Origin of the sequence: Vreelandella arctica, from assembly GCF_037070215.1 — a bacterium.
GTDB lineage: Bacteria > Pseudomonadota > Gammaproteobacteria > Pseudomonadales > Halomonadaceae > Vreelandella > Vreelandella arctica.
In genome coordinates this window covers 138,723-153,435 of sequence record NZ_JBANSN010000007.1, presented here as the reverse complement: position 1 = coordinate 153,435, position 14,713 = coordinate 138,723, and the positions used below count along the sequence as shown (strand labels likewise).

The 14,713-nt window shown below is 53.0% G+C and carries 9 protein-coding genes; 2 read left to right on the top strand and 7 right to left on the bottom strand.

From position 1 onward, the window contains the following. Positions 1-233: 233 nt before the first annotated feature. A complete protein-coding gene (locus tag V8L70_RS08760; protein WP_035586224.1) occupies positions 234-1,688 on the bottom strand; it encodes a glyceraldehyde-3-phosphate dehydrogenase in 1,455 nt (484 codons plus the stop codon). A 261-nt stretch (positions 1,689-1,949) separates the two neighbouring features. Between V8L70_RS08760 and mfd the strand changes: the two genes are divergently transcribed. Together mfd and V8L70_RS08750 are read left to right on the top strand one after the other, a co-directional pair. Next, entirely contained in the window at positions 1,950-5,399 is a 3,450-nt protein-coding gene (gene mfd / locus V8L70_RS08755) for a transcription-repair coupling factor (protein ID WP_198556009.1), read from the top strand. A gap of 109 nt (positions 5,400-5,508) precedes the next feature. Next, positions 5,509-6,675 carry a L,D-transpeptidase family protein gene (locus V8L70_RS08750; protein WP_101145746.1) on the top strand — a complete coding sequence of 389 codons (1,167 nt, stop codon included), beginning with the start codon at positions 5,509-5,511 and terminating at the stop codon, positions 6,673-6,675. A gap of 154 nt (positions 6,676-6,829) precedes the next feature. On the opposite strand, the gene V8L70_RS08745 is transcribed toward V8L70_RS08750, so the two are convergent. The 6 genes from V8L70_RS08745 to V8L70_RS08720 all read right to left on the bottom strand — a co-directional run bounded on the left by V8L70_RS08745 (position 6,830) and on the right by V8L70_RS08720 (position 14,635). Beyond that, on the bottom strand, positions 6,830-7,093 hold the full coding sequence (locus tag V8L70_RS08745; RefSeq protein ID WP_008956598.1) for an Lpp/OprI family alanine-zipper lipoprotein: 264 nt from the start codon (positions 7,091-7,093) through the stop codon (positions 6,830-6,832). 225 nt (positions 7,094-7,318) lie between these two features. Beyond that, positions 7,319-7,948, bottom strand: a complete 630-nt coding sequence (locus V8L70_RS08740; protein ID WP_008956599.1) for a L,D-transpeptidase family protein — start codon at positions 7,946-7,948, stop codon at positions 7,319-7,321. A 154-nt stretch (positions 7,949-8,102) separates the two neighbouring features. After that, on the bottom strand, positions 8,103-8,567 hold the full coding sequence (locus tag V8L70_RS08735) for a ferritin family protein (protein WP_008956600.1): 465 nt from the start codon (positions 8,565-8,567) through the stop codon (positions 8,103-8,105). 52 nt (positions 8,568-8,619) lie between these two features. Next, positions 8,620-9,081, bottom strand: a complete 462-nt coding sequence (locus V8L70_RS08730; protein ID WP_008956601.1) for a DUF6586 family protein — start codon at positions 9,079-9,081, stop codon at positions 8,620-8,622. Next, positions 9,078-11,705 (bottom strand): type I DNA topoisomerase, encoded by a 2,628-nt coding sequence (gene topA / locus V8L70_RS08725; protein WP_101145744.1) that lies wholly within the window; start codon positions 11,703-11,705, stop codon positions 9,078-9,080. The genes V8L70_RS08730 and topA overlap by 4 nt, the downstream gene beginning before the upstream one ends. 293 nt (positions 11,706-11,998) lie before the next feature. Beyond that, a complete protein-coding gene (locus tag V8L70_RS08720) occupies positions 11,999-14,635 on the bottom strand; it encodes a DUF3141 domain-containing protein (protein ID WP_101145743.1) in 2,637 nt (878 codons plus the stop codon). Positions 14,636-14,713: the final 78 nt, after the last annotated feature.

Sequence of the window (14,713 nt, the reverse complement as noted above, 5' to 3'; positions counted from 1 at the left end):
GATTGTTACCAGTCCGGCCCAAGCAGCACTTGAACCACCCCGAAAAATCCATCGTATTATAAAGATAAGCGCGTCCAATGACCACATCCCTGATGATCTCCAAAAGTGCTATATACATTGGCAAACGGAAGGCATAGAGACAAAAAAACGCCACCCGAAGGTGGCGCTGCATCATTATTTCGCTTGATAGCCCCCGCAGAGAAGCTAATTTAGCAATATTATTATTTAGCTATTTAGCGCGGCAGCTTTAAGAACCGCACATTAGACATCTGTTGTAAAATACGCACGACTTGGCAGCTATAGCCAAATTCGTTGTCGTACCACATATAGACAACCGCATGATGACCGTTGGCGATAGTCGCTTTGGCGTCAACAATGCCAGCATGACGATTGCCTACAAAGTCCGACGAGACCACTTCTGCCGAGTCAACGAAGTCAATTTGCTTTTGATAAGCAGAATCAATCGACATGCGACGCAAGTAGTCGTTTAGCGCAGCCGCATCAGTCGTTTTGTCCAGTGTCAGGTTAAGAATGGCCATGGAAACATTGGGGATCGGCACGCGAATTGCGTTACCGGTTAGCTTACCCTCAAGCTCAGGCAGTGCTTTGGAGACAGCTTTAGCCGCGCCCGTCTCGGTTAACACCATGTTCAACGCCGCGCTGCGGCCACGACGGTCGCCTTTGTGGTAGTTATCGATCAGGTTTTGGTCATTAGTGTAAGCATGCACGGTCTCAACGTGACCGTTTACCACACCATACTCATCGTTAAGCACCTTCAATACCGGCACGATCGCGTTGGTGGTACATGATGCAGCTGAAACAATAAGATCGTTATCGCCAATCGATTCGTGATTAATACCGTAAACGATATTTTTGATATCGCCTTTACCCGGCGCGGTCAGCAGCGCTTTGGCAGCACCTTTGCACTTCAAGTGCTGGCCCAAGCCCTCTTCATCACGCCAAATACCGGTATTATCAACGATAACGGCATTGTTGATGTCGTAGGTGGTGTAGTCGATCTCACTCGGTGAATCGGCATAGATAACCTGAATGACATTGCCATTTACGGTTAGCGTGCGCGCTTCTGCATCAACCATGATGGTGCCATCAAACGGCCCGTGTACGGAATCGCGGCGCAGCAGGCTGGCACGTTTTTCAAGGTCCTTTGCCACATCGCCACGGCCACGTACAACAATAGCCCGTAGGCGTAGCAGGTTGCCGCCACCGGCTTTTTCAACCATCACCCGAGCCAATAACCGACCAATACGGCCAAAACCATAAAGCACCACATCTTGTGGCTCACCGGTGCTGGCACCTGGCTGATAACCATCAATAATTTCGTGCAGTTCTTTGCGCAGAAAGGCTTCCACATCGCCCCCGCCCTGGCGCTTAAACATTACCCCCAACTTGCCCACATCGACATGCGCAGGGCCAAGGTTTAACTCAACCATGCTTTTAAGAATCGGATAGGTATCTTCAACGGAGAGCTCAGTTCCCTCCAGTTTGCGTACAAAACGGTGGTCTTTGAGAATACGGATGACTGACCGTTTGATGAGCGAGCGTCCGAACATGGTGGCAACAACATTATTCTGACGATAGAGCTGCCCTACCAATGGGATCATCTGCTCCGCCAAGGCTTCGTTGCCTTGCCATTCTTGAAAAACGTTTTCGAGCGCTTGCTGACTCACGGGCGGCCTCATCAGGTAGTGGAAACAGGAAGTGGAAACGGGGTCGTAAACTAATAATTCGGTTTATTATCCGGGGCAAGCGCAGTCGTCGCAATGAAAGGATAGTCGCACAACATGTAGGGGTATTACAGAAACGCCAATCTCACTACAAAACCACTTTCATAACAGATTAACCCGCTACCTAAAGCCGCGGCACTCTAACTGAAACGGGTGATCGTGTATGATCTGTTTTCCGTTTCACCGCAAAACGATATCTTGCTTATGCCGACTTTCTCTCTGCTCGAACCGCCCCAGCCTCAAGGGACTCGCGATACGCTCTACTGGTCATCGCCACCGGGCAGCGCGACTGCTCTGGCTCTTTCACGCGTGGCCAAGCACGCCCCGCTATTGGTGATTACCCCCAATACGGCCAGTGCGCAGCGCCTGGAACAAGATCTTTACTTTTATAGCGATGTCCCCGTATTACCCTTCCCTGATTGGGAAACGCTGCCCTACGATAGCTTTTCGCCCCACCAGGACATTGTCTCAGCGAGGCTACGTACCCTGCGCCAGCTCCAAGATGGCGTGCGCGGCATTGTATTGGTGCCGATCAATACGCTGATGCAGCGCTTACCGCCGGTTGAGTACATCGCCGGGCGGGTAATGACGCTCAAAACCGGTGAGCGTTTGAATCGCGAAACGTTCCGGGAATCGCTTTCGCGAGCGGGCTATCGCGCCGTGGAAACGGTGTATGAACCCGGCGAATACGCCATGCGTGGCGCGTTGATCGACCTCTTTGCGATGGGCATGGACGAACCGATTCGCATCGACCTGTTTGACGATGAGATCGACACACTGCGTCACTTTGACCCCGGCACTCAGCGCTCAACCGATAAACTTGAGTCGCTAGAGTTGCTGCCCGCCCACGAGTACTCGCTAAGCCGTAGCGCCATCGCCTGCTTTCGTGAGCAGTTTGAAACCCTCTTTGATGTCGACCCGCGCCAGTGCCCGCTTTATAACGATGCATTAAAGGGCATTCCCTCCCCGGGGCTTGAGCACTATCTGCCGCTGTTTTTTGAGCAGACCGCTTCGCTGTTTGAGCACCTAACCGACGACACCCGGGTCGCCCTACTGCCTGGTGTGCTTAATGCGGCCGAACAGCACTGGCAGTCTATTGATGCACGCTACGTTAACTTGGGTGTTGATCCTACACGGCCACTGCTACCACCTCACCGGGCGTTTTTCCCGGTCAGTGATGTTTTTTCGGCTATAAAAGCACGCCCGCGCATAGAGCTAACTGAAGACAGCGAGCAACGCCATGCGCATATGCCTGAAGCAGCACCATTGCCTACGCTGTCGATTAATGCCCGCGCTAAGCAGCCACTTGGCGAGCTTACGGCGTTTTTGAAGTCTCACGCCGAAACCCGGGTGCTGTTTGTAGCGGAATCACGGGGCCGCCGCGAAGCGCTGGAAGAGATATTGGCCCCGCTTAAGCTTTCGCTCCCACATACCGATAGCTTTCACGACTTCCTAGCCAGCGATCACACCTATGCCATCACCGAAGGCTTGGTGGACAGCGGCCTGTGGCTGAACAACCCAAGCGTTGCAGTGATCAGTGAGACAGAGCTATTTGGCGATGTGGTACGCCAGAGCAGGCGGCGTGAAAAAGCTACCGATGATAACGAGCTTGCGGTCCGCCATCTGTCAGAACTACGCGAAGGCGCGCCAGTGGTTCACCAGGCGCATGGCGTTGGCCGCTACATAGGGCTGGAAACATTGGAGGCCGGTGGTCAGGCCAACGAGTTTTTGGCGCTTTCCTACGCCGATGGCGCCAAACTTTATGTGCCGGTCGACAGCCTACATATGATCTCCCGCTACAGCGGTGCCGGTGACGAACTGGCGCCGCTGCATAAGCTGGGTTCCGATCAGTGGGAAAAAGCCCGTCGCAAAGCCGCCGAGAAGATTCGCGATACCGCCGCGGAACTATTGGATGTTTACGCTCGCAGGGAAGCTCAACAGGGCGTGGTCTACGAAGCGCCAGGCGATGAGTATGTTCGCTTTGCGAGCAACTTCCCATTCGAGGAGACTCCCGACCAGCACGCAGCCATTGAAGCGGTGATCAGCGACATGACGTCGCCGCAGCCCATGGATCGCGTGGTATGTGGGGACGTAGGCTTCGGCAAAACCGAAGTGGCCATGCGCGCTGCATTTATCGCCGTGCAATCAGGTCGCCAAGTAGTGGTCCTGGTGCCTACCACGCTATTGGCGCGCCAGCACTTCGAAAATTTCCGTGACCGTTTTGCCGACACTGCCGTCAATATCGGCTTGATATCGCGCTTCACCAGCGGCAAAGAGGTTACCCAAACATTAGAGAGTGTTAAAAGCGGCCAAACCGATATCGTTATCGGTACCCACAAGCTGCTCGCCAAAAGCGTTGAGCTACCCAAAATGGGTTTGCTGATCATCGATGAGGAGCACCGCTTTGGGGTGGCGCAAAAAGAGAAACTTAAAACACTGCGCGCAGAAGTCGATATTTTGACCCTGACCGCGACACCTATTCCGCGCACGCTAAATATGGCCATGAGCGGCATCCGCGATTTGTCGATTATCGCCACCCCGCCCGCACGGCGGCTGTCGGTCAAAACGTTTGTTCAGCAGCACGATGCCAGTATCATTAAAGAAGCCCTACTACGCGAGATACTGCGTGGCGGGCAGGTGTATGTGCTGCATAACGAAGTCAAAACCATCGAAAACAGTGCTGAAAAAATCCGTGAGCTGATTCCTGAAGCGCGGGTAGCGGTTGCCCACGGCCAACTGCCTGAGCGCAGCCTCGAACGCATCATGTCGGATTTCTATCATCGCCGTTTTAACGTGCTGGTGTGCTCGACCATTATTGAAACCGGTATTGATGTGCCTAGCGCCAATACTATTATTATCGAACGCGCCGATAAATTTGGCTTGGCACAGCTTCACCAGTTGCGGGGCCGTGTTGGCCGTAGCCACCACCAGGCCTATGCTTACCTGCTGACACCGCCCCCTAAAGCGATGACCCGTGATGCCATCAAACGCCTGGAAGCCATTAGCGCTTCGGACGATCTAGGTGCTGGTTTCACCCTGGCCAGCCACGACATGGAGATTCGCGGAGCAGGCGAGCTACTGGGCGATGAACAGAGCGGCCAGATGGAAACCATTGGCTATACACTTTATATGGAGATGCTTGACCGGGCAGTGAAGGCCATTCGTGCGGGTAAAACACCCAATATTGATGCACCCTTCAATACCGGCGTGGAAATCAACCTCAACCTGCCCGCGCTGATTCCAAGTGATTATATTCACGATGTTCAGCAGCGCCTGGTGATGTACAAGCGGATTGCCAACACCCAGAGCGATAGCGAACTTAAAGAGTTACAGGTTGAGCTAATTGACCGCTTTGGCTTGCTGCCCAATCCGTTGAAAAACCTGATTCGCCAGACCAAGCTGCGCCACCGTGCCGAGCAACTGGGAATCAGCAAAATCGAGGCTGGCGAGAGCCGCGGTAGAGTACTGTTTAATAGCAGCACCCAGGTGGATCCCTTAACCCTGGTGACCCTCATTCAGACGTCACCAAAGCACTATCGTTTAGATGGCTCTGACACCTTACGATTTGAATTATCAATGGAAAGCGTCGACAAACGCTTTCAACAGCTTGAAAACCTACTTAGTACGCTTAATCAAAAAGTAGCGGCGGCGTGACGCTTGGGGCAAACTTACCAGTAGCCATGCCTAGTTAACCCACCTCGTGGACTAACATCAGTGGCCCAACGACGCGCATCAGCAGTGAATTAACATATTAGGAATGATCATGAACATTCGCGACACCTTTACCCTCTGGGGCCCCACCAGCTTGGCAGTGCTACTAGCCGCGAGCTTGGCGAGCCCTGCTTTTGCGCAATCAGCTGCCGAGCAGGCCGACAGCCAACCCCAAGAGCTAGCTCAGGAGCAGGAGCAGAACCAAGAGCAGCAGCAACCACAGGAAATCAGCATCGACGCTGTCGACAGCGCCGCTCAGGTTGCTGACCAAGATGAACTGCCTCGTGGTCACTTCCGCCTACCCGAAAGCGGTGACATTATTGGTGAGAACTACACGGTTGTGGTCGAAGACCCCAAACAGACGCTGATTGATATCGCCCGTCGTCATAACATTGGCTATGAAGAAATTCGCATGGCCAACCCCGATGTCAGCTTGTGGGTGCCTGGCGTGGGTACCGAGGTAGTGATTCCCGCTAAGTACATTCTGCCGCCTGCCCCACGCGAAGGGGTGGTGGTGAACCTTTCAGAGCTACGTCTCTACTATTACCCTGCTGATAAACCCGGCATCGTTGAAACCTACCCGGTCAGCGTGGGGCGTGAAGAGTTCGCAACGCCTGTGGGCATTACCCGCACCACCGTTAAAGTTAAAGACCCTGCCTGGGCGCCCCCCTCCTCCATGCGTCGTGAAGCAGCTGAACGTGGTGAACCAGCGCCGTCCGTGGTACCAGCAGGTCCTGACAACCCATTGGGCGAGCATGCGATTCTATTGGCCATGCCGAGCTATCTAATACATGGCACCAACCGCCCTGATGGCGTCGGTATGCGCGTTAGCCGCGGCTGTATCCGTATGTACCCTGAGGATATCAAATCGCTTTACGAGCGCTTACCGAGCGGTACGCAGGTTAATTTGATGGATGCGCCATTTAAAGCAGGCTGGGCTTCCGACGGCACGCTGTTTGTGCAGTCATTTCCGCAGCTGGAAGAGAACGTGGAAGGCTTTGAACCTCTGTTAAATGCCGTAGAGCGCGTCACTGAGCTGACTGACAATGACATTGAAATAGATGCCGAACAGATACAGCGGGCCGTTGAAGCCCCCGATGGCCGCTTTATTGCCCTGCATGGCCCACAAGCGCCAGCACCGGCGCCAGAGCCCGAACCTGTTGAGCTGATTAACGAAGTTGAGCTCAGCGCTGCAACTAATGGCGAAGAAGAAACTTAATACGCTGATACGGCAGTAACAAAAAACCCCGCCGAGGCGGGGTTTTTTGCGTAGCTAGCGGCAAAAACTACTTGCCTAATATCTTTACCAACTACGACTTGCATACAGCAACCGCTGAAAGAGCCTATTGACTCCCCAGCAGCTCCAAGCAGAATTACTTCTGCATGGAACGCTGGAACATGCGGTTCATTTCTTCACGGTTCTGCTCAGACATCTGCAGAGCAGCCTGCGCATCGCGCTGGGCTTGGTTTGCAGTGTTCATAGCTTGTGAAGCCATGCTGCGTGCTTCTGCAGCGTCAGCCTGTGCAGATTCTGCAGTCATGCGGACTTCTTCCAGCGCGCCGGTAGAAGCACAACCAGCAAGAATTGCCAGAGAAGCGGCAGCAGCAGTCATCTTCAGAGTAGTTTTCAAAGTCATAATGTTCTCCTTGAGTCGTCCTTGGGTACTACATTAAGGGTATGACAAAAATAAGGCTACGCACTTTACTAACGTACTTAGCTTAAATTTGTCTACCTGCGGTGCAGGTTCTTTACAGTGACTTGTTTTGCGATGCTCGCAAGTCAAACGCTGTTTTATAATAGACTACAGCGGTTGTCTATAGCCACTTGTTTAAAACCTCGAACTTCCTTCAACGGCATTAGCTTAACGGATCACTACACGGGTGCCAACACCCACTAGCGATGCCAAGCGATCAATTTGCTCGTTGGTAACGGCGACACACCCTTGAGTCCAATGATAGCGACCATGAATATCGGGGTCCGCGCTACCCAAGCCATGAATCCCAATCGCCCCACCCAGGGCAGTATTTTGCGGTGGTTGACCGTTACGTCGGTAGTAGTCGAAGTAATCTTCATAATCGGTTTGGGAATAAATTCCTTTTTCAAGCGCCATGCGTGCATGGGCTGGCGTTGGGAAATCAATCCCCATAAACGTACGCCACTGGCTTTCGTAATTAAAACGATTGATACGAAACTCACCCTTAGGCGTCACGTTATCGCCACGAACGCGCTGAGTCTTCGCCCCTGCACGCCCTAGGGATATGGGTGCATAGCGCTCCAAAAGCGTATTACCACGGAACACACTGAGTGTAGCCTCTTGATCATCAATCAGTACCCACAGCTCATTGCTATGGCGCGGCACATGGGCGCGCGTAAGCATTGTTTCGATAAGGTCAGAGGGAGCAGCCTGGTTAGGTGCAGTGACAGCAGCGCTAGCAACCGCTGGCAAGCTCAGCACCATAGCTAAAAATCGACGGCGATTGATTAAAAACATGACAGCTCTCGAAACATAGTAGCCTGTGGTTGACCAACTAAACGCATAGGGTGGCTGTTATACCTTATTCCCACATCCGCCGTAAGTAATTTCGTCATAGTATCGCTTTGGGTCGTCCCGAAGCGATGATGTACTCGCCAGTGGCACATACTCATTAAACGCCCTGCAACTCTTCCATACTCGCCATCATGTGGCGTATTTCAGAATTATGCCCTTCAGCTAGCGAATCAAAGAACTCTGCTTCGGGTTCAATTCTCGAACGTGCGGCACGATGCTTGTACAATGCCTGCAAACGCTCATGGGCGGTGGTGGCTGTTTTCATGGCATCTTCTATGGAGCCTGTAACGGTTTGCTCCGCAATTCGATCCAGTTCTGGTGGTTCGGGAAATTCGCTCGACTCGTCGAACCACGTCTCCAGCACCTCAGAATGATCCGTACCGTCATGGAACAAGTCTTCAAGACCCGTTTTCATCTTCAATTCACGGCTGGCGAGATAATCTAATCCCATTTTTAAGCGTTCATTGTCGGCTTTATCAGCGGCCTCGCTGTATTGACGCGCCATTCGCGCGTGAAAGCCTGCCGCCCATTCGACTAAATCTTTAACTTGGTTATAGCGCATCATGATCTCCTTTTCGTGGTGCTTACTTGACCAGCGGGTAAAATCGAGCCTTTTACCACTCCAGGCTGGTTTCACGCAGAGCACTTATTTCGCGCTTTGCGGCCTGAAGGTTATCCAGCAATTGCTGAGGCAAACTCGCTTGACTATCCACCTTAATCATAGCGGGATTATGAGTAGTACGCCGCGCAGCACCTTCATCGCTATGTAGGCGTTCAAGCTGACCCGTCAGCCAATTCAACCAACTTTCCGGCTGAGCGTTTAAGTCGCGCAGGCGCTGTAGCTCTGCCAAAGCCGGGCCTTGCTGAGATAACAATACATGCCAGCGATGCTCTGGCAAGCGAGCATGCTCGGTGACTTCCCGTAAAAGCGACTCTAACGCCAGCTCAAAGAGCGCCAACGCGCCCTCCTCCAGTGCCATCTGCCGCGAAGGGGCATGCTCATCTTCCCCCGCTGGCATAATGGCTAACAGCTCCGCTTGGTAGAGTAACTGATTGGTCCGCGAGCGTGCATTCACTTGCGCTTATCCTCCACGTGCCATTTGCCAGCCTCAAACATGGCCTTCCAGCCGGTGGCTTTGCCCTCTTCGTCAGTCATTACAAACTGCTCTTTCGTCTTACGCGAATAACGGATTTGAGCGGGGCGACCATCGGGGTCTTCGCTAGGCGCTTTGAGAATAAAATGGTACTTCTCAGGCAGCTCTTCGGCATGCGCTTTCAGCTCTTTCACCAGCGGCGGCCGCGTTTCGCGATTTTTAGGAAATTTGCTCGCCGCCAAAAATAGGCCACTCGCGCCATCGCGCAGCACGTAATGGTCGTCCACTTTTTGACACGCCAGCTCCGGCATCGGGATTGGATCCATTTTGGGCGGTGCCACTTCGCCACTCTTCAATAATTTGCGAGTGTTTTTACACTCGCTATTGGTGCAGCCAAAATACTTACCGAAGCGACCTGATTTCAACTGCATCTCAGAGCCACACTTATCGCACTCGATCACAGGACCGTCATAGCCCTTAATCTTGAATTTACCGCTTTCCACTTCGTAGCCATCACAGTCAGGGCTGTTGCCACAAATGTGCAGTTTGCGCGTTTCATCAATCAGGTAGTTGTCCATTGCCGTGCCACACTTGGTGCAGCGACGCTTAGCACGCAGTGCATTAGTTTCGGCCTCTTCGCCCGCGTCTTCCGCTACCGCTTCTTCACCTGGGATCAGGTCGATGGTGGTCTTGCAGCGCTCTTTTGGCGGCAAATTGTAGCCGCTACAGCCCAGGAACACGCCTGTGGAAGCGGTGCGAATTTGCATATGGCGGCCACATTTCGGGCAGTCAATATTGGTGGGCACCGGCTGATTGGGCCGCATACCATCTTCGCTCTCCGCCTTGGCTAGCTCTTCACGAAACTCGCCGTAGAAAGCATCTAGCAAAGCCTGCCAGTTACGCTCGCCTTCGGCGACTTCATCAAGACTATCTTCCATGCGCGCAGTGAAAGAGAAATCCATCAAATCAGGGAAGGACTCTTTCAGCCGCTCGGTAACGATATCGCCAAGCTTCTCGGCATAAAAGCGGCGGTTTTCAAGCTTCACATAGCCGCGATCCTGAATCGTGGAGATAATCGATGCATAGGTAGAAGGACGACCAATCCCCTGCTTCTCAAGCTCTTTCACCAAGCTTGCTTCGGTGTAACGCGGTGCAGGTTTGGTAAAGTGCTGCTGAGGATCGAGTGCTTCCAACGCCATCGGCGTGCCTTTAGGCAAGTCAGGCAGGGTCTGATCTTCATTTTTACCGCTGGGCTTCATCACCCGCGTATAACCATCAAATTTAAGCACGCGCCCTTTAGCACGCAGCTCATACCCATCAACCTCGACGCTAAGCGTGCTGGACAGGTACTCAGCAGGCGTCATCTGGCAAGCCACAAACTGGCGCCAGATTAGCTCGTAGAGGCGCTCTGCATCGCGCTCCATGCCGGACAGGTCTGATGCTTTGCGTTCAACGCTGGAGGGGCGAATCGCTTCGTGGGCTTCTTGAGCACTCTCTTTGCTGCTGTAACGATTAGGTGCTTCAGGCAGATAGCGTTCGCCAAACTCTTCGCCGATATAAGTGCGCACGCCTTCCACTGCATCTTTTGAAAGATTGGTGGAGTCAGTACGCATATAGGTGATATAGCCCGCTTCATACAGACGCTGGGCCATGGTCATGGTCTTCTTAACAGAAAACCCTAACCGGCCACTCGCGGCCTGCTGTAGCGTAGAGGTAATAAAGGGCGCTGTCGGCTTGGAACTGGTGGGCTTATCTTCCCGCGAAGTAATCGCAAGTTTGGCTTTTCTAAGCTGCTCAATGCGCGCCAGGGTGTCTTTTTCAGACGTGGGCCTAAAGGCTTTGCCATCCTGACGAGCCAGTGCAAAACGCACCAGCTCACCCTCGGGGGAGGCCAAATCCGCATGCACATCCCAGAACTCTTCGGGAATAAAGGCGCGAATTTCGCGCTCGCGCTCAACAATTAGACGTACCGCGACTGACTGTACACGGCCAGCCGATAAGCCGCGTGCTACTTTCGCCCACAGCAAAGGCGAAAGCATAAAGCCCACCACGCGATCCAGGAAACGCCTAGCTTGCTGTGCTTCCACCCGGGGAATATTTAGCGCGCCCGGCGCTTTGAACGCGTCCTGAATGGCATTTTTGGTAATTTCGTTAAACACCACGCGCTTATAGCGACTGTCGTCTCCACCGATAGTCTCACGCAGGTGCCAGGCAATGGCTTCCCCCTCGCGATCCAAATCCGTTGCGAGATAGACAGCGTCGGCTTTCTCAGCCAACTTTTTCAGCTCAGCCACCACTTTCTCTTTGCCTGGCAGCACTTCATAGCGCGCTTCCCAGCCATTATTGGGGTCAATGCCCATCCGCCGAATCAGCTGATCCTGGCTCTTACGCTTCTTATATTCCACCTTCTCTTCCGCCGACATCTTGCGTGTCGCTGCGGCTTGGCGCGCGCGCTCCTTAGGGTCGGAGGCTGCCTTACCTGAGCCGCTGGTCGGCAGGTCACGAATGTGACCCACGCTCGACTTCACGATGAAATCGTTGCCGAGATATTTGTTAATCGTCTTCGCTTTAGCCGGCGACTCGACGATGACCAGTGACTTGCCCATAGTGCTCCACTTTCCTAATGCACGGGCTGTCTAGCACGTGCTCTAAATTCGGTGCCGTATCGCCGGGATGAAACAGCCCATTAACAAAGATACGGATGAAAAAATGCGCCTACCCTACCCCAGCCCTTGGCTAAGCGCCAGTAGCAACCAAGCCGTAGGAAGAATCCGTAGATTTCAGACAAAGAGTAGCTAGACACTAGACTGCCACTGGCATTACGGCAACCCAAAAGGCACACAGACAAACAAAGCGCCCCCACCATATAGGCGGGGGCGCTGTAAGCTAACGCACTGTTTTAGCGTTTGTCAGATGGCTTACTACCGCCGTTAGCGCTGTCAGATTTCACTGTTGACTTGGTGCTTTCCTCATCGGTTGCAGAGGGTTTAGTGGCTTTTCCCTCTGCTTTGTCAGGCACAGCCGAGGACTCAACAGAGGTTAGCTTAGCTGCTTTTGGCTTAGCTTCTTCTGCATTAGCTTTTGCCTGACTAGCTCCTTCCGATTTAACAGCTTCCTGCTTGGGTTTGATAGCTTCTGATTTAGCAGCTTTCGGTTTGGTAGCTTCTGGTTTAATACCTTCTTTATCAGCTTTACCAACCACACCAGTCTTGGCGGTTTGTGACTTTGCTGGTGTTTTCGCCTTTGTCTTGGCAGCGTTAGGAGAAGCAGGTGTTTCCTTTTTGCTAGTCCGTGCCTGATCAAAAAGCGCCTTTATCTGAACAAAGCGATTTGCAGCATGCTCCGTAAGCTCGCCACTGGCGGCAAACACGTGCTCAAGATGGCTAATATAACCATCGATATCGTCGTTGCTATTACCCTTGAGCAAAATAGGCAGTGCATTCAGTGCTTGCTCACGATCCAGCTTCAAGATAAAGAACTGCTCGCGCACTAGGCGTTTAAATTCACTCAGCTCTATGCCTGGCTCAAGCTCGGCACGGGAGGCGCGTAACCGCTTAAAGTTACGCTCATCCGTGGCTGGAGCACCGCCGAGCACGTAGATCAGCGAGCGCATAACCGCTTCATGCGCACCGCCGTGGGTAATTTTCTCGCGCAGCGCTTCCTGACGCTGCTCCATGAAGCGGCGGTGCTCGGGCTCAGCCCCGGGGCGGCGGCGATGCACATGAGCATCGCCATAAAGGCCCACGGCGGCCTGCAACAGCGGCTGGCCGTAAATATCCATAAACATTTTTTCGGTGCTACTATCGCGTAAGTCGCGCACCGCATTGAGGCTTGCAACCAACTGGTCAGAGCCCATGGTTTCAAGTGCTTTAAACAGATTATCTTGAGACACAGGGTGACGATTTTTACGCACCGCTTCTGCCATTACCGGTAACGGCACGGAAAGCGGGTTACGGTCGGAAAGCAGTTTGTAGCCCAGCCGGATCGGGTGCATACGACGAATAAAGCGGGCAGCTTCCGGCGTCATAATAGCTTTTAGCCAGGGCTGCATAAATATCCGATACAGCCCCAGATTAATTTCTGATATACGCGCCACGGTGGCAAAGCGACGATCATCCTCAGGCTTGTGCATCACTGCCTGATCTAACTCTTTAAAGTTACGCGGCATAAATTCGAGCAGATAATCACGCTCGAACAGGTCAGCATCTTCGCCCTTTTCCGCCGGGGATATGGAGGTTTCGTACAGCCCAGGCGGTAGTACGTCGATGTAATCCATATTGGCAGTGAATTCGGTATGCTCTTTGCGCGACACGCTACCCGAAACAAATATACCTAGGTGGCCGGTAGTATCATGCTGGCAATAGACGATAGTTTGCTCGTTGGCGATGATGTCATCTGTGTTTTCATATAAATCACGAATCCAGCCCAACGCTTGCGGCGGCGGGGTAATATCGTCCCCACGAGAACAGAACACCACGATCGGTGAGCGCACATTCCGTAGGTCGATTCGGCGCCCATCACGAGTCACCAACTGCGCGGTAGAAAGTCGATTGCCAACAAACAGATTATCGACAATATATTGAATTTCTTCACCGCCCAACAGGACGTGACCGCCCCACCAGCGTTCAAAGTCGAGGTATCGGCCCGCTTCTGTATCGATGTTATCGTAAAGGTGATACTGTTTTTTCCAGTACGTATTAGCCGGGTTGAGGCGCTCAAAATTCTGCACCAGCCACGCCCCGTCAAACAGGCCATTGCCAATATCGCTAGTGAGTGCCGTAATCCAACTACCCCCGGTCATACCGCCCGTATAACGCATTGGGGCTTTACCATGCTCGCCCGCCCAATAAGAAAGCGGCGCACCGGCAATAAGGATCGGCCCAAACACATCTGGCTCTAGTGCGGCCGCCATCATGATTTGCCAGCCTGCTTGGCAATTGCCCACCACCATTGGCTTTTCGGTGGTTTCGGGGTGAAGCTCGATTACATGGCGTAGAAATGCAATTTCTGAATCAACTACATCCTCGACGGTTTGACCCGGCTCAGGAAAAGGTAAAAAACCAATAAAGTAGCAGGGATGCCCCGCTTTTAGCGCCACCCCCAACTCGCTGTCTGGCTTAAAGCCACCAATCCCTGGCCCATGCCCCGCTCGCGGGTCGATCACTACAAAAGGACGTTTTTGTAGGTCAGTTTCAGTCCCTTCATGGGGCAGTACGCGCAGCAGTTCATAGTTAGTTGGCTGCGGTAGCGTCCGTCCATCCATCAGCACTTCGGTATCAAACCCCAACACACTGGGCTTGGTTTGCTCCATATGCTCAAGGTACTGATTACCACGCTCGCGCATAACGTCCAGGTACAAAACGCTACGCTCCATGCTATCGCGCCAGTAACCGAAAGCCGCCCGTCCAAACCCAAATGGGTCGAACAAGGAAGCGATCGTTTCACTACTTGGCAACGCTGTGGAACCATTTTGTTGCTTTAGCCAGGCGTCAGTAAAAGCGCTGGTGGAGAGCAAAGGATTGGCGAGAAAGTTCATAGGTTCTCCCATTGGGATGATGCGCCGGCATCAAACCGGGCAGCAATCAGGATGCTGCAATGCAATATAGTTTAGGCC

Bases quoted from the DNA above. Each gene is read 5' to 3' on its own strand.
- V8L70_RS08745 (WP_008956598.1), bottom strand. From the start codon at position 7,093: ATGACTTTGAAAACTACTCTGAAGATGACTGCTGCTGCCGCTTCTCTG.
- mfd (WP_198556009.1), top strand. From the start codon at position 1,950: ATGCCGACTTTCTCTCTGCTCGAACCGCCCCAGCCTCAAGGGACTCGC.
- V8L70_RS08735 (WP_008956600.1), bottom strand. From the start codon at position 8,567: ATGCGCTATAACCAAGTTAAAGATTTAGTCGAATGGGCGGCAGGCTTT.
- V8L70_RS08720 (WP_101145743.1), bottom strand. From the start codon at position 14,635: ATGAACTTTCTCGCCAATCCTTTGCTCTCCACCAGCGCTTTTACTGAC.
- V8L70_RS08750 (WP_101145746.1), top strand. From the start codon at position 5,509: ATGAACATTCGCGACACCTTTACCCTCTGGGGCCCCACCAGCTTGGCA.
- V8L70_RS08740 (WP_008956599.1), bottom strand. From the start codon at position 7,948: ATGTTTTTAATCAATCGCCGTCGATTTTTAGCTATGGTGCTGAGCTTG.
- topA (WP_101145744.1), bottom strand. From the start codon at position 11,705: ATGGGCAAGTCACTGGTCATCGTCGAGTCGCCGGCTAAAGCGAAGACG.